The sequence below is a fragment of the Methanomassiliicoccales archaeon genome, assembly GCA_038740345.1.
Classification (GTDB): Archaea; Thermoplasmatota; Thermoplasmata; order Methanomassiliicoccales; family UBA472; genus JAJRAN01.
In genome coordinates this window covers 1-20454 of record JAVYMA010000022.1, presented here as the reverse complement: position 1 = coordinate 20454, position 20454 = coordinate 1, and the positions used below count along the sequence as shown (strand labels likewise).

The following is a 20454-nucleotide window of genomic DNA, read 5'->3' as shown; positions in this document are numbered from 1 at the left end:
GACTTTATTAGGGCAAACAACCACGCACAGATTGCAACCCTTGCAATATTTTCGATTAGTTTTTATTAACATCAGATATTTTTCTCCTTGAATATCAATCGTGCCTATTTCAAATATAATTTTGTTGTTTTCTAAAAATCCATAATATCAAGTTTAATCTATCGCCAATACTTTATACATACAATTTGTTTTTACAATCTAATGTCCTTGGTCTCTCGCATTATGCATTTGAAAAGGGAGCGCAATGCTGTCATTCTTGCGCACAATTATCAGATGCCCGAAGTCCAAGATGTGGCAGATTTCGTGGGTGATTCGCTGGGTCTTAGCATTCTAGCATCTGAGGTTGATGCGGAGGTGATAGTGTTTTGTGGCGTAGATTTTATGGCGGAAAGTGCCAAGGTCCTTAATCCGAAAAAAACAGTGCTTCTTCCTGAACCCGAAGCACAGTGCCCTATGGCTGCTATGATAGACGTGAAGGGTCTAAAGACCTTCAAGGAAAAACACCCCGACGCTGAAGTTGTTGGGTACGTTAATACCTCAGCCGCCACAAAGGCAGAGATGGATATTTGTTGCACTTCTTCAAACGCGGTTAAAGTTGTCTCCTCTCTCAAATCGGAAAAGATATTGTTTGTCCCTGATGAAAACCTTGGATATTGGGTGCAAAAATCTCTGCCTAAAAAAAAGTTGATACTATGGCCAGGTTTCTGCCCCATTCACAACTCTGTAACACGGGAGGATGTGTTAAGGGAGAAGCTTCGGTACCCACAAGCCAAGGTTCTTGCTCATCCTGAATGCAGACCAGAGGTATTGGATTTAGCAGATGCGGTGAAATCGACTGAAGGCATGATTAAGTATGTCCGAGATTCTTCAGATTGGGAATTTATAATAGTAACTGAGCGAGAGCTGCTTCACAGACTTAATAAAGAAGCACCTGGTAAAAGATTCCACTCCATCCCTGGAATGATATGTCCAAACATGAAACGGATAAGCTTGGGTTCAATAATTCATTCTTTAGAATATATGAAAGAAGAGATTATCCTACCTGAAAATGTTATGTCACGTGCTCGTAAGCCATTAGAACGTATGATGGCTGTAGGTAGAGGAGATTAGAAAACTTAGCAAAGCCCTGTTTCTCATATGCGTTCTAACAAAATCAAGATCAAATACGTCGATTTGTTTTACTAATATCATTCATATAATGCTTTAGTTATACAAATATTTGAAAATATTATTTTATTATTGATTTAAAAACATTCTTCCATATTAAAAAATGCTTCAATATTTTTTACTCAAAAAGTGACATCCTGTTGTTTTTTTAATCTCCTTTTGGTTAAAGCCTTAATTCTTACGTACTTCTAATATAATTACTATAATTATTATTTTATTGTCTTAAATCAAATTAATTCTTTGATTTAAGTCAGAAGGCGATATTTAATGCTGAATATATAAAATAAATTCCGAAGATCAACATTATTGCACCAGAACTTAAAAATAGCCATTTATGATTTTCTTTGGCCCACAAACTTTTTGACCGGTTTACGGAAAAGGATACAAGCAAATACCAAAGTAAATCCGTTCCAACATGCACTCCGATGAATAGAGGGAGCATAATCCAGCCAAACGTAACAGCTCCTGCAACTAATGCAGCACCCGCTGTAGCCCACCATATTAACCAATATGGATTGGCTAGAGTCATTATAAGACCCGAACCCATTGCCCCAGAATGTCTCGAAGGGCAATCTGAAATGTACGTTTTTCTAGATTTAATTAAATCACTCCCCATGTATAAAAGAACAACACCCCCTACTGTGGCTACTACAACAAATACAATGTCACTTCTCAATATAGTGCCAAATCCCAAAAAAATCGCAATTATTAAAGGAGCTTCTATAATGGCATGTCCGACTGAAATCTTGACACCAGCTTTTGGGTCTTTGTAACCTTTGCAGATGGTGGTTGCGAGTAAAGGTCCCGGGGCCATTACGCCGCTTAATGAGATTAGGGCTACCATTCCCAAATAAATAAAGGCATCAAACTCGTTTGGCATTAAGTGGAATAATTAAATTTCACGTATTAAGGCTTCGACTGTGTAAAATCGATTAATTGAATTTCTATTTCATAATTTTTAAAATGTTGTATAAAAATTTAATACATTTAATAGATTAGAATTTAAACAGATTAACAGTATGATAATGGAAGAAATTCGATGGTTAATCTAAGTCACTTTACAATTAACCTTGTTCTAGAATTAAAAGACTCTATTTGAGTTAATATTTAATTAATGATTTTATATAAAATAATTAAACATTATCAAATGGTTAAATGAACCAAGGTGATGTTCGCTCCACGTATTCCTTTGGTTCAAATTCGCGAATTGTTAGTCCTTCCACATCGATTATGTGTACACTGTGTATTCTAGCATTTACTATTTCCTCGTCTGAGACGGGAGGATTTGAATAATACATATCGCAATAACGCTTTATCACTGATATTTCTGACTGCTCTCGAAAACGAGCTGGTTTAATCAGCATAGCTGGAATCGGCATGATATAGTGTGCTGGTGCGCCCAATGAGAATTTATTACAATAGCTCGAATATCGTGCAATTTTACTTGCAATTCGAGCCTTGATATAATCTATAGGATCTAAGGCATGTGATGGCGGCACATAACCAGTTTCTACTTCTACAATTACAGTGCCCATTCCTTTAATGGCATACACATCGCATGTAAGGCCAGAACCCAAAGAATGCTCCAGTGAAACCTCATATCCATTTTCAATCAGATACTTTGCCACTACCAGTTCCAATATCGAATGATTTATTTTTAGCATATTTCGTTCGCGTAGGTCTTTGAGCTTTTGAGCCAGCAATGGTATTTGTCTCTGTATCTCAGGAGTTTTGTCTAATAGTATCCGCTGGATTAGAATATCTACATCCCTTTCATAGACGTTTTGAGATTCATGCCTTTTTTTAGGCCCTAGTGTCAAATCTTCTCTATGTGCCATCTCAATCTTCCACAGAGAATATTTTTTAAGATTAACTATTTACACTCTCGACTAATTATTAAGGTAAGGGTGGAGCGAATACCAGTAATCCTTCGCAATTTGGTCGTTATTGATGTCTCTAAATTTTCCATACTATCCGCACTTACCTTTGCTACTAAATCATAAACACCGTAAACAATGAAAGCCTCTTCTATTTCTGGTAGTTTGCAAAGCTGGTCGAGGATGTCTATCTCTTTTCCGATCTCAGAATTGATTAAAACCAATGCCGACGGCATTTTGCTCGCAAGTAATATATTGTAAACGTATTAGATATCAATTTATTGCTTTGCTATTATGAATTTGAAATCGCCAACGGATAAATAATATAAATCATCTGAGCCAAATTGCAACCCGGTCATTCAATGAGATATGAACAGGATGAAGAAAAGAGGGTCAGCTGAAACATTTGGATGATGAACCCTATGAGTGCAGACTGTTCTAATTGAATTAAAATGGCCGGGTTGCATTGGTTGTTAAGGGATATGGCTTTTATATGCATAAGTTAAGAAATAAAAGCTTCATATAGTGAAGAGCCTCCAGACTAACTCTAATTATTAATACTTGAGGCAACACTATTGTAAATAGGATGCTATGATGGATTTGGCTCCTTGCGGAAAGTTATGCAAAAAGTGCGAGGCCTTCGGTAGGTCTTGTGAAGGGTGTTCTAGAGAGATGAATCTATCTTTTTCTTATAAATGTAATAAATATTCTTTACTTGATAATAATAAACACCAAACATGGAAAATATCCTATGATAGAGAGATAGGGGAAAAGATACTTTGCCCACTTCTTATCATCAAAAGTACTGAAAAAATTATTGACTACTCGCATGTGCTAGATACTCCTGTACAATAAGGTTAACCCTTTTCATAATTTTATTAAGAAACTAATTCATTGTCAGTAATTGGGCTTTTAGCGAATGCGTCGAACGCATATCCTCGCCCCAGGACTTTCTCCATTTGAGACATATCTCTTTCTTAGAGAGAGATAAGTAACTTGCGAGTCATCAGGAATTAATATGTCAGCTAAGCCATCCAGGAGGGCCCTAGCTAACTTGTCTAGATCAGGCCTTCTGGTGTTCATTCTAACCCTCTTTGGAAGGCTTTTCGGTCGCGAAAATAAAAAGAGAGCTTCAACTTCATACGCGCACTCTTTATCTGAGCAGAAGAATGAGAAATCTCTGCTTTCGTTCGCGCGTTGTGCTTCCATGGCCACACGTAGCTGCCACTGCTTAGTGTTCTTATTCGAAGCTGTAGTTACGACTCTGTCTAGTTTCTTCACATAAAAAGAGCGGGTGCTCCCTTTAGGTTGAGGTTCGCCCGCCACGAAAAAAGTAATACTATCCTCTTCTACCCTTTCGCTAAGCTCTAGATCATCCATGGGGCTTCGGTCATAATCTTGCATATCCTAACCCCCATTTACTACATCCTTTCTCTTCAAGCCTTTCATTTGATTTAGGGCTTAAGCCGATTTCTATCTCGTGGGAATAATATAGCTTCTCTAATGTTGGGAAGGTCTAGGATTTTTTGAATAAGCCTTTCAATGCCGAGTCCCCAACCACCGTGAGGTGGCATTCCGAATGCGAACGCGTCCGTATAAAACTTAAAATCATTCGGGTCTAAACCCTTCTTTCTCATTCTATCCAATAATCTATCAAATCTATGCTCTCTCTGCCCTCCAGAAGCTATCTCTTGACCACGATAATCCAAGTCGAAAGAATAGGATAAGGGTGTACCTTCTTTTTCCATTATGTAAAACGGTTTCGACTCTTCTGGGTATTCTGTTATCCAATATACATCGTATCCTTTATCCGCCATAATTTTACCTAATATCTTCTCTCCCTCTGTTCCGAGGTCATCTCCCATTTTTACAAAGAAACCCTCATCATCCAACATATCTATTGCACTTGAATATGTAATCACTGGGTACGGACTCCTTGGCACTCGCACTTCTACATCCATTTTGGTTAAATGCTCGATAGCTTCTGCAGCAATTTTTTTAATTGTATACTGCACACATCCTTCCAAGACCTCAAGAATATCTTTCATAGAGGTTATATGGGCTACCTCTCCATCAAAAGATATGAACTCTGACACATGGCGCACGGTGTCTGAGGGTTCAGCGCGAAATGCGGGACCAATTTCATAGACTCTATCCAGGCCGGTAGACATTAGGATTTGCTTGTACAATTGAGGGCTCTGAGCTAGGTATGCTTTTTTTCCGAAATAGTCAATTTCGAAAAGAGTTGCGCCCCCCTCTGCTCCCGAGGCTACAATCTTTGGAGTGAAGACTTCTACGAAGCCATTTTTTAAAAGATATTCATCAATAAACCTCAACGCTAGAGATTTTATTTCAAAAATTGCTCTGACCTCAGGCTTCCTGAGATCCATAAATCGATTGTCAAAACGAGTATCGATTTCTACTCCTACTTTATCCACTACACCCATGGGCAATGGTGATTGGGCTTTACTTAATATCTCCAATGAATTAGGAAGAATTTCAAAACCTGATTTAGCTTGGTCACTTTTCTTCAACACACCAGAAATTCTTATCACACTTTCTCTAGATAAAGTAACAAAGGCATGGAATAGTTCTGGATCAATTTTTTTCTTAAGGACGGTGATTTGGACGGTTCCATAGCGATCCCTTAGGATTATGAAAGCTATTCCTCCAAGAGAGCGAACTTCTTGTACCCAGCCTTCAATTATGACCTCTTTTTCTGAATATTCAAGCCCGAGGTCTTTCGAGTATTTTGCATTCAGAGACATAAATACCATGCCGCGGATTATCCTAGCTGTATTTAATTAAATAGCTGGAATACCTTCATTTAAAGGAGATTAAAACGTTCCGACATCTAATCTTAATGTTCGGCAAGTTTATAATATGATTCTATTCAATTACGCCCCTCATGTCCGTCAAAGTCTCCATCAACCAGGATGAATGTACCGGTTGTGGCCTGTGCTACAATGACGAATGCCCTGATATCTTTGAGGAAGGTGAGGGAGGCAATTCCCAGTTGAAGGCACCCTTCCGCAAAGGTAGCAATTATGTCGGAGAAATCCCGGATGACAAAAAAGGATGTGCACAGAACGCAGCTGATGCTTGCCCTGTTTCAGCGATTTCGCTAGGCTGAGAAATAAAATTTTTCAACCTTAAAACCAATTGCTTTCAATAGGTAGGATGCCAAAAGTCATCCTGACCTATCATCTTAATTTTGCCACGTCCGAGAAAGAGGTTGGTGAAGTATTTTATATAGCCATGGCATTCTTCAAGCGATAAGGCAAGGAATGCATATGCCAGATAAGGTAACTGTTTCTGTAATTAAGGCGGATGTAGGATCTGTTGTCGGACACTCGCGACCTCATCCTAAGATGATGGCGAAATGTGAGGATGTCTTGCGAGATGGGGTTAGGTCTGGCATATTGAATGATTTCTATGTCACCAGAGTGGGGGATGATATTAACCTATATATGACACATAACAAAGGCGAGAACAATGCTGACGTTCATGGTATTGCGTGGGAGGCCTTTAGCCAAGCATCGAAATTAGCTAAATCCATGAAGCTGTATGCAGCTGGACAAGACATCTTGAAAGATGCTTTTTCTGGAAACGTTAGGGGCGCAGGTCCGGGTGCGGCGGAGATGGAGTTCGTAGAGCGTAATTCCGAACCCGTTTTATTTTTCATGGCAGATAAAACCGAGCCATCATCTTATTCTTTACCTCTCACTAGAATCTTCATGGATCCTTTTACAACAACCGGGTTAGTCATAGATCCTAGGGCTCACCAAGGTTTCAATTTCGAAATAGTTGATGTAATGGATTGCAAGAAAGTGATAATGAGTTCCCCTGAGGAGATGTACGACATACTAACTCTTCTTGGAGATACAACTCGATATGCGATAAAAAGAGTAATAAGCAAAGACCCTAGCATTGGAACAGCCAGTGTAGTGAGCACAGAGAAATTGAACATCTGTGCTGGCAAATATGTGGGAAAAGATGATCCAGTTTGCTTGGTGCGTTGCCAGAGTGGTTTGCCTGCAGTCGGGGAAGTGCTTCAGCCGTTCATGTTTCCACAGTTGGTAGCTGGTTGGATGCGTGGGTCTCATTATGGCGCATGGTATCCTTGCGCTGTCGACAAATCTGACCCAACTTTTTTCGATGGACCGCCTAGAATTTGTTGCTTAGGCTTTCAGATAACAAATGGTAGACTACAAGGTCTGGAGGATCCAACCTCTCCAGTCGGTGTGCACATTCCTGTTGATTTCTTCGCTGGAGAGGAATGGAACGAAGCAAGAGCAAAAGCAGTTCGCGCTTCGGTTTATATGAGGAGACATGGTCCATTTATGCCTGCAATACTGGGACCTGAGGAGATGGAGTACACTACAAGACCTTCTGTCTTGGAGAAGTTAAGGAAGAGGATGGAGGACATTGTTTGAAATAAACTATCCATTAATAATTGTTAATTTCAAAGCTTACCGTGAAGCAGAGGGAATATCAGCCTTAAATATAGCTAAAGCTTGCAAAGAAGTAATGGAAGAATCGGGCATATGTATCGTCGCATGCCCTCCGATGGTTGAGCTTTCTCGTGTGGCTTCATCTATTAAGGTTCCTATAATGGCTCAACATGTCGATCCAAAAGCACCAGGGGCAGCAACAGGTTGGGTCACTGCTGAGATGGTAAAGTCTGCTGGAGCCTATGGAACATTGATAAATCATTCAGAGCATAGATTGACAAGTGATGTCGTGGCTAAGATAATTCCAGCCTGCACCGCTATTGGTTTGATTACATGTGTTTGCTCCGACACACCCATCGCCGCTCAAAATCTTGCATCCTTGAGACCAAGCATGGTGGCAATAGAACCTCCAGAGTTGATTGGAGGAGACATTTCAGTAACTGAGGCTCGTCCTGAAGTTGTATTAGACTCTGTAGAGGCAGTAGGGAGTATAGATAAGACAATACCCGTTCTTTGTGGAGCAGGTGTGAAAACGGGTAAAGATGTCAAAAAAGCTCTGGACCTTGGAGCTAAAGGGGTATTGTTATCGTCAGGCGTGGTAAAGGCGAAGGACCCGAAAAAGGCATTAAGGGAGCTGGTAAAGCTCATTTGATTTGTATGATTATTGTAAATGCATAGTTCTTAATCAATTAAACTGAATCAAAACAACATGAGGGTAGCGTATTGGGGCGTTTTCATTCTCATTCTCCTTCCCATTATCCCTTACGCACCCTCATCATTAGCATTAGTCGAGAGCGATTCCAAGCAACAACAAGGAATGCTAATAATCGAGGTAATGCCTCGCTTCCCATATGAGTACGTAGGTTTAGTTAATTCTGGAGATACACCTGTACTATTATCTGGCTGGTCGATTTCCGATGGAGAAGGTACTTGGATTATCAAAGAGGACTTATTGCTGTCACCGGACGATGAGGTCTATGTATGTTCCAATATTACATTCACCAAAGCGATTCATCCATTTGCAATTCATATAGATACGGCCGAAGGCGTCTTCAAAAAGGGGAGAATTGGATTAGCCGATGATGGGGATGAAATTTATTTAACAGATCCTGAGGGAAGAATAAGGGATGTGTTGGCGTATGGTAGCTCTTCTTATTCTTTGGAAGGATGGACTGGGGATAGATGTCCAACTCCTCCTCCGGGAAAAGCTCTTCGCCGCTTCGAAAACCCACTATTAGATAGAAATGCGAGGGATGATTGGTTTCACTTCACTCCTGGTAGGAAGCTAATGAGTCCAGTCGAATCGATGGCTGCAGTCGAACCTTTTCTCAATCCAGATGATATGCGACTAAGGATCATTCGAGAATTGGTATTCGCTCAATTCAGTATTGAATGCGCAGTCTATGAATTAACAGATGCAAGCATAGCTTATTATCTCGCAGAAGCAACAAAAAGAGGAGTGCGTGTAAGTATTTTAATAGAAGGGCAACCAGTTGGGGGAATGAAGCCCAATACAATGAAAATTGTTATGCCATTATTGAGATTAGGATGTGATGTTCGTATTCTTTCCTCATGGCACGGCTTCAAACGCTACGATTTTCTTCATTGCAAATATCTCATTGCTGATGGAAAGAGAGTTCTAGTTGGCTCAGAGAACTGGGCTACTACATCTTTTGAAGGAAACAGAGGGTGGGGAGCTTGCATACAATCAGAAACTATCGCGCGTTTCTTTCAGGAAATATTTTACAATGATTTTGACTCCAAACAATTAGATATAAATCCTGTTCTCGTTGACAACTTTTTGCCTATTGAAAATATTCCTATTTCCTCTGAACTTCCAATATATGAAAACTTGCCTAGTTTCACATCCAAAGTATGCGCTTTCACAGCGCCTGACTCGGCCCTCGCTTCATTATTAGATATAATCAATAACGCCAAAGAGCGTCTATTGATACAAATGTTTTACGCGTCTATGAATTGGCCAGATTCAAAAGGACCAATGCACGCTGTTTTGGAAGCTGCGAAGAGAGGTGTGACAGTACGCATATTATTGGACAATAATTGGTATAATAATGAGAAAGGCGGTGAGAATGCAAGAATTGTTGCTGAACTAAACTCAAAGGCCGTCGAGGAAAATATCGATCTCCAGGCCAAGCTCATAAGTTCTCAACATGAATTTCATACTTTGCACAATAAGGGACTGATTGCCGATAACAAGACGCTAGTATCAAGTATAAACTGGGTCTCTTCAGCTTTTTACAACAACAGAGAGGCTGCATTGGTTATAGAATCGAGAGAAATATCAGATTATTATGCATCTGCATTTAAGAAGGACTGGATAGATGATTGCATTGCTCCAACAATTTTACTACCCCAAAATGTAACTGTGAAACAGGATGAGTTGATTGTAATCCAGGCTGATGTTAATGATGTAGGAGGAATTTCGAGATTGGCTTGGGATATAGGGGATGATGGGAGTGTGGAGGACAATGGCTCCTTTCTTGCAATTCGTCTACCGGTTGGAGACCACTCGGTTAGATTTACTGCATGGGACAAATACGACAATTGTGCTACATGTTTAATTGAAATCAAGGTTGTGTCCTCAAACTCTTTTCACCTGGGATTCGAAATCCCTGTGATAATGGCATCAGCAGCAATATTTTTCATAATTATTGCACGGAAAAGGATTAAAAGGAACTAACCCTTGACAACTGGCGATGCAACTTAGGCTATTCCGGCCTGCGGATTTACCACAAGTTTATGAGCTAGCCTGCTCCTCTTTGAATGAGAGTTATAACCCTACCTTGTTTTTAGATCTATATTCTTATTGGCCTGAAGGCTTTATCGTTATGGAAAACGAGGGGCTGATAATTGGCTTTATTTTTGGAGTAATGCTATCACGTATCGACGCTCGCATTCTAATGTTAGCGGTGCATGAGAAGTATCGCAGAAGAGGGGCAGGAACTATCCTCTTTCATGAATTCTTAAAGCAATGCTCTCTCAAGGGAATTAGGACCATCACTCTTGAAGTCAGGGTTAGCAATTTTTCAGCTATCGATTTCTATAAAAAATTAGGATTCCAGATAAATGGTCGCGTATCGAAATACTATTCAAATGGCGAGGATGCCTATCGTATGCAGCTGTATCTTTAATTCCATCAATCAATGAAACATTTGATCATCTTCTCTAGTTTCATTCCAAAAATAATAGGGTGATCTTTCTTTCTGAGATGAACTGAGATCGCTGCCAAGCCCTTTAGTGTATGAACCATAGCGCTCTTTAATTTGTTCCTCAGCCGTCCTGCTTCTTTTTATCGCTCTTTCTATGTGTTCAGGCTCAATTAAATGACTTCCTTCATGAACAGCTAGATCGCCGGCAGCACGGATCAGTCCACCCAATTCACGTAGCCTAAGGGTCAGAGAATGCTGCTGTCCATCTAGATCCTTAGCCCTCCGAGCTGCCTCTTTTATTATAGAGTGAACGGCCTCAATTGATGCATGAGGTATTCTTCTATCAATAGAGATCTCTTGAGCAATAAACTGGACAAGCTTGGATCGGTTTTCCAGGGTATCTTCCATAGTTGTTCTTACGAGTATTTCATAACCATTACCATTTATGCGGGACCTAAGGGGAGCCAGGATGTGCTCTAAATCTTGAATGTTACAGGCTCCCACAAACACGAAATCACATGGCACAGAATCCACTTTCACGCTCGCTCCTGAAGATTGAGGATTCCGTCCTGAGATAGGGAAGCGGCGTTCCTGCATCGCTGTCAATATATATCGTTGTAAATTTCCTAAGTGTGAAAGCTCATCAATGAAAAGAACGCCTTGATGAGCTTCATGAATCGCACCAGGAATGACTCTCTCGAATGGCTGAGTGCCGAGTTGAGGGTGTCCACCATAAGGATCATGGCGCACGTCGCCAAGAAGTTCTGTTTCACTTGCTCCGGTGGCCATTACGAAAGGATTTCGCTCAAGTGGCACAATAACTTTTCGCGGCCTCTGTTTCTCTAACTCTCTCCTTTTTTCCAAAGCCTCCTGATCAAGTACGCGGATCATATCTCCCGTACGTTCGAAAACCACCACCTCCTCTTTTCCAAAGCGATTGCGAGTAGTAGTGACCCTTTCTCTACCAATAGGAATCGACGAGATTCCTTGTACTGTTATGGAACTTTCTAACAAGGTTGACATTAAATCGCCGAAGGGATTACCTGCGAAACCTATGGACTCTCCTAGTTTAGGCTTTTGACATTTAGGGCAGAATCTCTCTTTGTAGGATGAATATTCTCCGCAATTTCGACATCTATAGCCTAATCGTTCAGCGACATTTATAGGTGCATTTTTAGGGTCGATTAAGTCTCCTCCAGCGAATTCTCGTGACTCTCTCTCCCTTTTCACCTCATCTGCTTTCTTTACTTCCACCATCGGTCTTTCTGGATTCTCTGGGTTATGGACCACTCTTATTTCTTCGTTAGGGGGTGGGAGATGTAAGGCAAGCGCTTGAGCTATCATGCTTTTACCCGTTCCAGGTGGCCCGACTAACAACAAATGTCGCCGTTGTCTAGCGGCGATTCGTGCTATCTCCACCGCTTCATCCTGTCCAATTACTCTTAGAAGTGGGTCTTGCGGAATCTCGACTTCTGCAGTTGAGGATATTTTTGTCAGGTCAGGGAGTTTAGGTTGGTGCATATCACTCAATTTAATTTAGATCTTCCTTAGTCCAAACATCGACATTCGCTGGTTGTTTGGTGATATTCCCCAATTTAGTACCTACTATGGTACCTATCTTCTGCTCCGCTGCAATATCTAAGATACGTTGTGTGACTATTCCATCGAATACTACAGCACTCACACCTTCAACTCCTTCTTTAAGAGTGTTGGCTAATTCCTTAACAGGAATCTCTTTTATGACCAATCCACTCGCATTCAGGAGTCTAGCCTTAGATGTAGTGGAGAGCTCATTTATCATGCCTTTATACTTCTCTTGAGCGGCGTTTAACTTCTTCCCTGAGCCCTTTCTCTCTTCAGTTGATTCTTCTGCCAATTCATTCTTTTCCGCTCTCTCTTTTTCCTGTCTCTCAGCTTTTTCCGCTCTCTCTACTCTTTCAGCTCGTTCTTCGCGCTGCTTTTCTTGCCTTTCTACTTTCTCTGGTTTTTCTACCTTTTCGACCTTCTCAGAACGGTCTGAGCGCTCAGCTTTTTCTGCTCGCTCAGCTTTCTCTGCAGCATCTAGATCCTTAACGCCTCGTTTTTCGCCATTTCCAGATTTGAATAATTGGTCGCCCTCGAGACCAAACATCTCAATGAATTGTTCGGCAGGGATTTTGTTGCGAAGGCATTTCATTATCTGTTTTTGAGTTAGCTCCTCAACTTCATGTCCACGCGGTGCACGAGCCACGAAGTCAACTTCTGCCACTTGAAACAGCTCACGCAATATCAGCTCTCCTCCTCTATCACCATCTACAAAAGCGGTGATTACCCTTTCTTTGGAAAGATCGCTTATGGTTTTAGGAATGTTAGTGCCTTCCACAGCAATCGCATTTTTTATACCAGATTTTAAAAGATTTAGAACGTCTGAACGTCCCTCTACCACAATTATCGCGTCGGAATCAGGTACATTTGGTCCTGCAGGCAATCTTTCTTTTCCATAATAAATGATCTCTTCAACCTGCACCGATTGCCTAACACTCTCAGTGAGATCAATACCTGACGACTTGGATTGTTTTATAAGTTCGGTAAGGAGTTCCCGCGCCCTCTCGATGATTTTGGTCCTCTTTACGACGCGAACATCTTCAATCCCATCTACGACTATCCTCGCTTTGCAAGGTCCTACCCGATCGATTGTTTCTAAAGCAGAGGCAAGGATTACAGTTTCTACCTGATCAAGAGAGGATGGGATGAGTATATCCCCTTCAGATTTGCCCTGCTTCGAATGGACATCAACTTCAATCCTTCCAATGCGTCCACTCTTTTGAAGATCGCGCAAGTCTAGCTCATCACCGAGCAGGCCTTCTGTTTGTCCAAATATAGCACCTACAACATCAGGTTTTTCTACGATTCCATCGGCATTCAGCTTTGCCTTAATCAAATATTTTGTTGTACTAGGATCAATGTTCATTGAATCTCCTCTTTCTTATGGAAAAACAATCCGTAGCCGCTTAGCCCGAACTAAATGATTTTCCCGGGCAAACCCCCTAAGGAGCCCTAGCGGTCCTTTTCGCACCAATCATTGACGTATCCTTCATTAGGATGTGATGAATGGGTGATAGTGATCATGATTAGACACTATTCAGGCCTTGGCCCGAAGTGTTTTTCCTTCTGTCCCTATTCAACAAAAGCCGGATAAATACTTTTCTAATGAAAACCAAAGCCGAGACAAAAAAGATACTTCATACATAAAATGTACCAAAAAAAGCGGGCAAGCTGAGAATTTTAGTGAAATGGATATTTACATTTTAGACATGCTAATAATCAAGCATTATTTATTTTGAATTCTCATAATAACCTAAAAATCAAAATAAATAATTTTTAAATATTATAACAAATGGCCCTGAAATTTTTGACTAAATTAAATGTATATAATATTGGATGATATATCCAACTAATGCTGAGCAGAATGAGATTCGAAACCAAGGTCGAATCGGAGATTTGCGGGCCGATCAAAGGCAGCAATAAAACCTGTGAATATTACCCTTGTCATTTCCCCGGACAAGATTGCACTTTTTGCTATTGTCCACTATATCCTTGCTTTGATAATGAATTAGGCGAGTTTGTGATAGGAAAGGATGGTAGAAGGATATGGAGTTGCAAGAAATGCTTTTGGTTGCACAGAGCGGATGTGACTAATGAAATGCACTCTTTGTTTCGTCGACAACCGAGACCTGCAAAAGAGGAAGTAAAAGGAATATTGGATATAAAATTCCGCAAAAGAGCAAGGTCAATTATGGTAATGGGTGCCACATCGGGAGCAGGTAAATCGCTTGTGGTCATGGGTCTTTGTAGAATATTGGCTGACCTGGGATTTCGGGTTGCTCCTTTCAAATCGCAGAATATGTCATTGAACTCATATATCACGCAAAATGGAGAAGAAATCGCAAGGGCGCAAGAATTGCAGGCTAGAGCCGCTAGGGCTGAGCCGATTGCGGCGATGAATCCCATATTGCTAAAACCCAAGGGAAATGCGATATCACAAGTGGTGGTCGAAGGCCGTCCTTACAAAGATATGGATGTACAGGAGTACTATGGTTCTTTTGCTAGGAGTAAAGGAATAGAGATAATAAAACGTAACTTTGAAATACTATCTAAAAGCAATGATTTTGTCATCATTGAAGGTGCAGGCAGCCCGGCAGAGATTAATCTTGGCGATCAGGAGATCGCCAACATTCCCACTGCGAGGATATCCGATGCTGACTGTATTTTAGTGGTGAACATTGAGTGGGGTGGGGCTTTTGCATATCTTTACGGTACGTTGCTCTTACTCAACGAAGAGGATAGAAAGAAGTTCAAAGGGGTAATCATCAATAATATGCATGGAGATCATGAGACTCTCGAAGTCGGTATAAAGAAGGCAGAGAAGGAATTGGGAATAAAGGTTCTGGGTGTATTGCCGCATCTTGATTTAGAGCTTCCAACCGAAGATTCAATGTTTTTGAAGGATAAAGGCGCTAAAGAAGATAGTACTACCTTGATAGGCATCATAAGACTGCCTCGCATATCCAATTTTACTGATTTCGATCCTTTCACATTAGAAGAAGGCATATCTGTGGTGTATATAGATGATCCTAATGACTTGGATAATGTCGATTTAATAATAATACCTGGAACTAAGAACACCGTTCAAGATCTGATCTGGATGAATGAAAGGGGATTATCTCAAAAGATTCGCTCCTTGAAAGGCAAAATGCCGATCATAGGAATTTGTGGGGGGTATCAAATGCTTGGTACTGAGATTCATGACTTGTATGGATTGGAAGGGGGTCAATCAAGATCTTTGGAAGGAATAGGCTTGCTTCAAGCTCAGACGGTATTTGACTCAAAGGAAAAAAGAACAGTTCAAGTGGAGGGTGAACTTCTTTTAGGAAAAGGAGGGAAAGTTAGAGGATACGAGATACACATGGGGAGGACAACTAGCCTTGAAGCTCCAGTTTTCTACATAACCTCGGATGGGGGCTATCATGAAGGCTCGGTTTCTACAGATGGAATGGTTCTGGGAACTTACCTTCATGGAGTGTTTGACCTACCTGCATTTAGGCAGCATGTAATTTCTCTCATCAAAGCAGATAGAAAATCTCATTTTGAAGAAGCGAAAAATCTCGATAGCGCTGTTGAAAACAGCATTTCTGAAGTGGCTAGAATTATGAAAAAGAGATTGATTTTGCGTTATCTTATTCCTGAAGTCGGAGGAGTATCTGATTGAGTTCAATAATGTTTCAGGGAGTTTGTTCTGGGGCAGGCAAATCTACTGTGACAGCGCTCTTTTGCCGATATTTGGCAGCGAAAGGAAAAAGTGTAGCCCCTTTCAAGGCGTTGAACCTATCTTTGAATTCCTTTGTAACCCGCGATGGAAAAGAAATGGGCATGGCTCAGGCATTTCAGGCCATAGCTTGCGGTATTGAGCCCAGAGTTGAGATGAATCCTATTTTATTGAAACCGAGCGGCAATGGTGTTATCCAGCTTGTTCTCGAGGGCAAGCCTTACGCTAACTTTGGTAAGGGTTGCGAATCGCTTCCAACAGGGGATTTAATGAAAGTGGTTGGTAAATGTTACAACAAATTATTGGAAGAATATGATACGATTATCATAGAAGGATCTGGCTCACCTGCCGAGATTAATCTATTTGAAAAAGATATAGCTAATATGAGGACAGCTGAATTGGCAAAGGCACCAGTGATTTTAATAGGTGATATTGACAGGGGAGGTGTTTTTGCTGCGCTATACGGAACTTATTACCTATTGAATGAACATCATAAAAAAATGGTAAGGGGCTTTATAATCAATCGCTTTCGAGGAGATCCCACAATTCTTCAGCCTGGCATAAGAGAAATAGAGAAAAAAATGCGACTGCCGTGCTTGGGAGTAATACCTATGATTGAATTTCATATTCCGCAAGAAGACAGTCTTAGCCTTGGCTCTCGAAAATTGTTTCCAAAACGTGTTGATGATATCAGGAAAATATGGATATCTAGCTTAGATAATGCTTTATTGCAAATAGTAAGCGATTTGGATATGAGAGGATTGTCATTGATATTGGAAAAAGGATTATCTTGTTAATTATTGTGGCTTTTTTAAATTTAACCACCTGAGGCTACTTTGACCAATCTTAGCCTTTCCCCGTCTTCTAAGATTTTAGTCAATGGCACGGGGCGCTTATCCTTTACAATAATATATGCATCTGGATGGAGAGAAAGCTTTCTCAAAAGGTCTTCAACGGTTGAACTCTCCGCAATTTCCTCAATAATCTCTTTGCCCGAGATTTGCAGAATCACTTTTATGTTCGAATTCATGCTACACTCTCATTACTTTGATAGCTTACCCATGGAAAAGTGTTTCTCTTGCTCTATATCACTCTTTATTCGTTGAAAGACATGTTTAGACATCCAAATCCATTAGAAAGAAATATGCGAACGACATTGGACCGACCGCGCCGAGGTAGCCTAGTCCGGCCAAGGCGGTAGCCTCGAGTGTGCTTTACCCTACCGAGTTAGCTACTGGCGGCAACGCCTCGGGAGTTCAAATCTCCCCCTCGGCGCCAATCATCTAATCAATTTTCATCTTCGTTGGGGCATGTTTTCTTAGCTTTCATGGTTCCTGTTTTTAACCAAAAAATAAATTATTTGATTAATGCAGGATTATTATCATTCTAGATAGTAAAATATGCCAGATGTGATTGGAAATTAAATTTTGCTTTGAGACCTATGGGCTATAGTTTATATATCGTTATCATTATCGCATGTATCAATAGGAAACCTACATTATTGGTGGGTTTCCGGAAGGGAAAGGGATGAGAACAATGAATGTTAAGAATCAGCTTATGACATCGGCCTTGGCGCTGATGATGGTAATTACGTTGCTCTTCAGCAGCGTTGCAGTCACGGCTGATTCCAGTGTGGGGGTGCCTGAGCTCGGATCCCCTGGGCCCGAGCCAGAAATCACCATTTTGGCTCCTACAGCCAACTCATATAATAACACTGGTAGCGTGACAGTAAAATGGTCGGTAACAGCGAAGAACCCCTCTGACTTCGCAACCATCTGGAACTATACGATGTTAAGCAATTTAACTACCGGGTGGAAGGAACCACAAAATCTACAAAATAAATCGAAAAACAACTCATACACCTATAGCGGTTTATCTGAAGGAGCGTATTTAATAACAGTTTGGGCTGTTTACTGGAACACAACTGCTATGAAATATCAAAATGCAACAAACAAAACTGTTTTGTTTAATGTTGACAAGACGAACCCAACTGTAATTATTACAATACCATTAGATGGTTCAAAGACGAACAAGACTAATTTCACAGCATCGTGGACAACGAATAAAGGTAATGGTGCTTCTATAACACAAGTTCGTGGCCAAATGAGGAATGCTACTGGCAATTTCACCTATGGTTGGGTGAGCGTACCCCATAATGCCTCAGCTTATTGGATAACAAATTTCACCAATGGCGAACTATTAAAAGCAGGTAGTTGGTCTCTTAAATTGGAGGCAACTGATGGTGCAGGCAATGTGGGCACCTATTGGAGCAACTTCATAGTTACTCCATTTGTAACCTTTACTACACCATCAGGAAACTTTATAAACCGCACCAATTTCACATTCACATGGACTCCATCTTTGATCGATGGAACTAGCTTGGTCGGTTATAAAGTATCACTCTATAATGAGACGAGTGACAGTTGGCTTGGCGATAGTAAAACTGTAACTGTGCCAGAAATATGGCTACACAATATAACTGGTGGCAGTGATCTGTTTAACGGCGCCAGTTATACCGTTTATGTGAATGTGACAGATAGCAACTCGAATTATTATAACGCATCTTTAACATTCACTGTTGATGCAAGCGTTCCGTCGGTGTTTTGGGTCAAACCTCAGAATAATACCCTATGGAATGATAATAACCTTGCCATCCAATGGTACGCAGATGGAGGTTCGTCCCCAATAGTAAAGAGCATTGTCACATTGACTAACTCCACTGGATGGCCCGAAACATTGACTATAATTGGCGTAACTAACTCCACCACTCTAAGCGCTATATGGGGCTCGAACGTTCCTGATGATAATTATACCTTAAAGGTGGTAGTGTATGATGCTGCGGATAACTATGCACAGGCCTGGACGAACTTCACCATAGATGCGACGTTCCCAGCCATTACTATCATCTCACCAGTTGATGAGTCTTACACAAACAAGAACAACTTCACTGCTTCATGGACCATCAATGATGCACGCTCTGGCACCGTTTATTCATGGGCCAGAGTGATCAACACAACTGGCGCGGCGGGAAGTTGGGTGAATATAACGGGTAAAAATTCGCAGTGGATTACGAACTTCACCAACAAGCAGCTATTAAACGATGAAGGGGCTTGGGCGTTCATAATAGCTGCAAGAGATGCGGCTGGAAATAATGCTACAGCCATCGCGAATTTCACCATCGATAAGACCGCTCCAACCGCAGTCATTATCGTCCCCGGAGCATTCATCAACTTAAGTAACTTCACAGCTTCTTGGAATGGCGATGGTACAGGATCCCCCATCGATTTCTATCGCGTACGGGTCCAGAACTCCACTGGAGCTAGTGCGGGATGGATAAATATGGGAACGGTTACTAGCGCTTGGATCACAAACTTCACTGCTGGCAAAGCGCTACTAACAGAGGGAAGCTGGACGATGGATCTGTATGTTCAGGACAAGGCAGGCAACAATGCAACAGTAAATCATGCCTTTGTTGTTGATCTTACCAACCCCATTGTTACCATAACCTTCCCTGCCGAAGATGGCGACGGTGTTGCTAGCAGGGACGTAAACGTCACTTGGACAGGTTCCGATGCTCTCTCGGGAATCGACCACTACAACGTTTCCATTGATGGTAACTGGATAGTTTTAGGAGATGTTGAGTATAATTTGTTCCAGAACCTCTCTGAGGGCGTCCATACCTTGGAGGTTGTGGCATTCGATAAGGCAGGAAACACTCAAACCGCTACCAGAACATTCATCGTCGATGTTACCAAACCCACAGTGCAAATCAATTTCCCTGCGGGTGGTCAGGTCTTCAAAGTGAATGCCATTAATGTTACATGGGTTATGGCTGATGACAACTTAGCATATGCCGAAATCCGTGTAGACAGCTCAGCGTACATATCTGTAGGAACCAACACCTGGTATGAAATCAGCGGATTGAGCGAAGGTGCGCATATCTTCTCCGTAAAGGTATATGACATCGCAGGAAACTGGAATGAAACTAACGTTTCCTTCTTTGTCGATACCCAGTCACCGGTTGTCGTAATTACCAATCCTGTGGATGGTGGATATTACAACGACTCTGAGCTCGAAGCTCAATGGCTTGGGTTCGATCCAACTCCATCCTCCAACATTGCATATTATTGGACCCAGTTGGACAGTGAGGGTTGGGTCAACATGAGCCTCGCCACAACACGTCAGTTGAATCTGACTGAGGGCGTGCACACTCTCGAAGTGCAAGCCTTTGACAACGCAGGCAATAGCTTCCTTACGCTGGTAACCTTTACTATCGACCTTACCAAGCCTACGGTGGAAATAATCGCACCAACTTCAGGTGACATGTTCGCCTCTCAGAGCGTTCTGGTAGAATGGTCTGGTAGCGATAATCTTTCCGGCATCGCGCACTACGAGGTCTCCATCGACGGAGGCTCTTGGATACTCGTCGGCCTGGACACCAACTACACCTTCACCGGCCTGGCCGACGGCAATCACACAGC

The 20454-nt window shown here is 41.5% G+C and carries 18 protein-coding genes and 1 tRNA gene; 10 read left to right on the top strand and 9 right to left on the bottom strand.

The features are described from left to right. Nucleotides 1-201 precede the first annotated feature (201 nt). On the top strand, nucleotides 202-1110 hold the full coding sequence (gene nadA / locus QW520_07500) for a quinolinate synthase NadA (GenBank protein ID MEM0449646.1): 909 nt from the start codon (nucleotides 202-204) through the stop codon (nucleotides 1108-1110). A gap of 307 nt (nucleotides 1111-1417) precedes the next feature. Here nadA and QW520_07495 read toward each other — a convergent pair whose 3' ends face one another. From QW520_07495 to aspS, 5 genes are all read right to left on the bottom strand, one after another. Continuing rightward, nucleotides 1418-2047 (bottom strand): LysE family transporter, encoded by a 630-nt coding sequence (locus QW520_07495; protein ID MEM0449645.1) that lies wholly within the window; start codon nucleotides 2045-2047, stop codon nucleotides 1418-1420. Between the two features lie 271 nt (nucleotides 2048-2318). Next, a complete protein-coding gene (locus QW520_07490) occupies nucleotides 2319-3005 on the bottom strand; it encodes a hypothetical protein (protein ID MEM0449644.1) in 687 nt (228 codons plus the stop codon). A gap of 35 nt (nucleotides 3006-3040) precedes the next feature. Continuing rightward, nucleotides 3041-3280, bottom strand: coding sequence for an Lrp/AsnC ligand binding domain-containing protein (locus QW520_07485; GenBank protein MEM0449643.1), 240 nt, complete (start codon nucleotides 3278-3280; stop codon nucleotides 3041-3043). Nucleotides 3281-3956: 676 nt separating this feature from the next. Beyond that, nucleotides 3957-4448 carry a RusA family crossover junction endodeoxyribonuclease gene (locus tag QW520_07480; GenBank protein MEM0449642.1) on the bottom strand — a complete coding sequence of 164 codons (492 nt, stop codon included), beginning with the start codon at nucleotides 4446-4448 and terminating at the stop codon, nucleotides 3957-3959. A 50-nt stretch (nucleotides 4449-4498) separates the two neighbouring features. Beyond that, nucleotides 4499-5821 (bottom strand): aspartate--tRNA(Asn) ligase, encoded by a 1323-nt coding sequence (aspS, locus tag QW520_07475; protein ID MEM0449641.1) that lies wholly within the window; start codon nucleotides 5819-5821, stop codon nucleotides 4499-4501. A gap of 131 nt (nucleotides 5822-5952) precedes the next feature. Between aspS and QW520_07470 the strand changes: the two genes are divergently transcribed. The 5 genes from QW520_07470 to rimI all read left to right on the top strand — a co-directional run bounded on the left by QW520_07470 (nucleotide 5953) and on the right by rimI (nucleotide 10650). Further along, complete coding sequence (locus QW520_07470) at nucleotides 5953-6177, top strand: ferredoxin (GenBank protein ID MEM0449640.1); 225 nt, start codon at nucleotides 5953-5955, stop codon at nucleotides 6175-6177. Between the two features lie 160 nt (nucleotides 6178-6337). After that, nucleotides 6338-7480: a fructose-1,6-bisphosphatase gene (locus tag QW520_07465; protein ID MEM0449639.1), complete on the top strand. Its 1143-nt coding sequence runs from the start codon at nucleotides 6338-6340 to the stop codon at nucleotides 7478-7480. Continuing rightward, complete coding sequence (tpiA, locus tag QW520_07460) at nucleotides 7473-8150, top strand: triose-phosphate isomerase (protein ID MEM0449638.1); 678 nt, start codon at nucleotides 7473-7475, stop codon at nucleotides 8148-8150. The genes QW520_07465 and tpiA overlap by 8 nt, the downstream gene beginning before the upstream one ends. Before the next feature lie 57 nt (nucleotides 8151-8207). Then, nucleotides 8208-10199, top strand: coding sequence for a phospholipase D-like domain-containing protein (locus tag QW520_07455; protein ID MEM0449637.1), 1992 nt, complete (start codon nucleotides 8208-8210; stop codon nucleotides 10197-10199). 16 nt (nucleotides 10200-10215) lie between these two features. Then, nucleotides 10216-10650, top strand: coding sequence for a ribosomal protein S18-alanine N-acetyltransferase (rimI, locus tag QW520_07450; GenBank protein ID MEM0449636.1), 435 nt, complete (start codon nucleotides 10216-10218; stop codon nucleotides 10648-10650). 9 nt (nucleotides 10651-10659) lie between these two features. Here the strand turns inward: rimI and QW520_07445 are convergent, their stop codons facing one another. Further along, a complete protein-coding gene (locus QW520_07445; protein ID MEM0449635.1) occupies nucleotides 10660-12189 on the bottom strand; it encodes an ATP-binding protein in 1530 nt (509 codons plus the stop codon). A 10-nt stretch (nucleotides 12190-12199) separates the two neighbouring features. Next, nucleotides 12200-13618 carry a DNA primase DnaG gene (dnaG, locus tag QW520_07440; protein MEM0449634.1) on the bottom strand — a complete coding sequence of 473 codons (1419 nt, stop codon included), beginning with the start codon at nucleotides 13616-13618 and terminating at the stop codon, nucleotides 12200-12202. 825 nt (nucleotides 13619-14443) lie between these two features. On the opposite strand from dnaG, the gene QW520_07435 reads away from it, so the two are divergent. Then, on the top strand, nucleotides 14444-15916 hold the full coding sequence (locus tag QW520_07435) for a cobyric acid synthase (GenBank protein MEM0449633.1): 1473 nt from the start codon (nucleotides 14444-14446) through the stop codon (nucleotides 15914-15916). Then, complete coding sequence (locus QW520_07430; GenBank protein ID MEM0449632.1) at nucleotides 15913-16770, top strand: cobyric acid synthase; 858 nt, start codon at nucleotides 15913-15915, stop codon at nucleotides 16768-16770. Before QW520_07435 ends, QW520_07430 begins: the two co-directional genes overlap by 4 nt. Before the next feature lie 20 nt (nucleotides 16771-16790). Here QW520_07430 and QW520_07425 read toward each other — a convergent pair whose 3' ends face one another. Further along, the gene (locus QW520_07425) at nucleotides 16791-17003 is read right to left on the bottom strand and encodes a MoaD/ThiS family protein (GenBank protein ID MEM0449631.1); all 213 of its coding nucleotides are present in this window, start codon (nucleotides 17001-17003) and stop codon (nucleotides 16791-16793) included. 139 nt (nucleotides 17004-17142) lie between these two features. On the opposite strand from QW520_07425, the gene QW520_07420 reads away from it, so the two are divergent. Next, nucleotides 17143-17251, top strand: a tRNA-Ser gene (locus tag QW520_07420). Nucleotides 17252-17523: 272 nt separating this feature from the next. Here QW520_07420 and QW520_07415 read toward each other — a convergent pair. Beyond that, entirely contained in the window at nucleotides 17524-17748 is a 225-nt protein-coding gene (locus QW520_07415; protein MEM0449630.1) for a hypothetical protein, read from the bottom strand. Between the two features lie 328 nt (nucleotides 17749-18076). Here QW520_07415 and QW520_07410 point away from each other — a divergent pair. Further along, nucleotides 18077-20454: Ig-like domain-containing protein (locus tag QW520_07410; GenBank protein ID MEM0449629.1), on the top strand; the 2378-nt coding region annotated here is incomplete at its 3' end.

Coding starts and splice junctions, on each gene's coding strand:
- QW520_07415 (MEM0449630.1), bottom strand. CDS start 17,748: ATGGTTGCGAAGTCAGAGGGGTTCTTCGCTGTTACCGACCATTTTACT.
- rimI (MEM0449636.1), top strand. CDS start 10,216: ATGCAACTTAGGCTATTCCGGCCTGCGGATTTACCACAAGTTTATGAG.
- nadA (MEM0449646.1), top strand. CDS start 202: ATGTCCTTGGTCTCTCGCATTATGCATTTGAAAAGGGAGCGCAATGCT.
- QW520_07480 (MEM0449642.1), bottom strand. CDS start 4,448: ATGCAAGATTATGACCGAAGCCCCATGGATGATCTAGAGCTTAGCGAA.
- QW520_07455 (MEM0449637.1), top strand. CDS start 8,208: ATGAGGGTAGCGTATTGGGGCGTTTTCATTCTCATTCTCCTTCCCATT.
- dnaG (MEM0449634.1), bottom strand. CDS start 13,618: ATGAACATTGATCCTAGTACAACAAAATATTTGATTAAGGCAAAGCTG.
- QW520_07435 (MEM0449633.1), top strand. CDS start 14,444: ATGGTAATGGGTGCCACATCGGGAGCAGGTAAATCGCTTGTGGTCATG.
- QW520_07495 (MEM0449645.1), bottom strand. CDS start 2,047: ATGCCAAACGAGTTTGATGCCTTTATTTATTTGGGAATGGTAGCCCTA.
- QW520_07485 (MEM0449643.1), bottom strand. CDS start 3,280: ATGCCGTCGGCATTGGTTTTAATCAATTCTGAGATCGGAAAAGAGATA.
- QW520_07490 (MEM0449644.1), bottom strand. CDS start 3,005: ATGGCACATAGAGAAGATTTGACACTAGGGCCTAAAAAAAGGCATGAA.
- aspS (MEM0449641.1), bottom strand. CDS start 5,821: ATGGTATTTATGTCTCTGAATGCAAAATACTCGAAAGACCTCGGGCTT.
- QW520_07470 (MEM0449640.1), top strand. CDS start 5,953: ATGTCCGTCAAAGTCTCCATCAACCAGGATGAATGTACCGGTTGTGGC.
- QW520_07465 (MEM0449639.1), top strand. CDS start 6,338: ATGCCAGATAAGGTAACTGTTTCTGTAATTAAGGCGGATGTAGGATCT.
- QW520_07425 (MEM0449631.1), bottom strand. CDS start 17,003: ATGAATTCGAACATAAAAGTGATTCTGCAAATCTCGGGCAAAGAGATT.
- QW520_07445 (MEM0449635.1), bottom strand. CDS start 12,189: ATGCACCAACCTAAACTCCCTGACCTGACAAAAATATCCTCAACTGCA.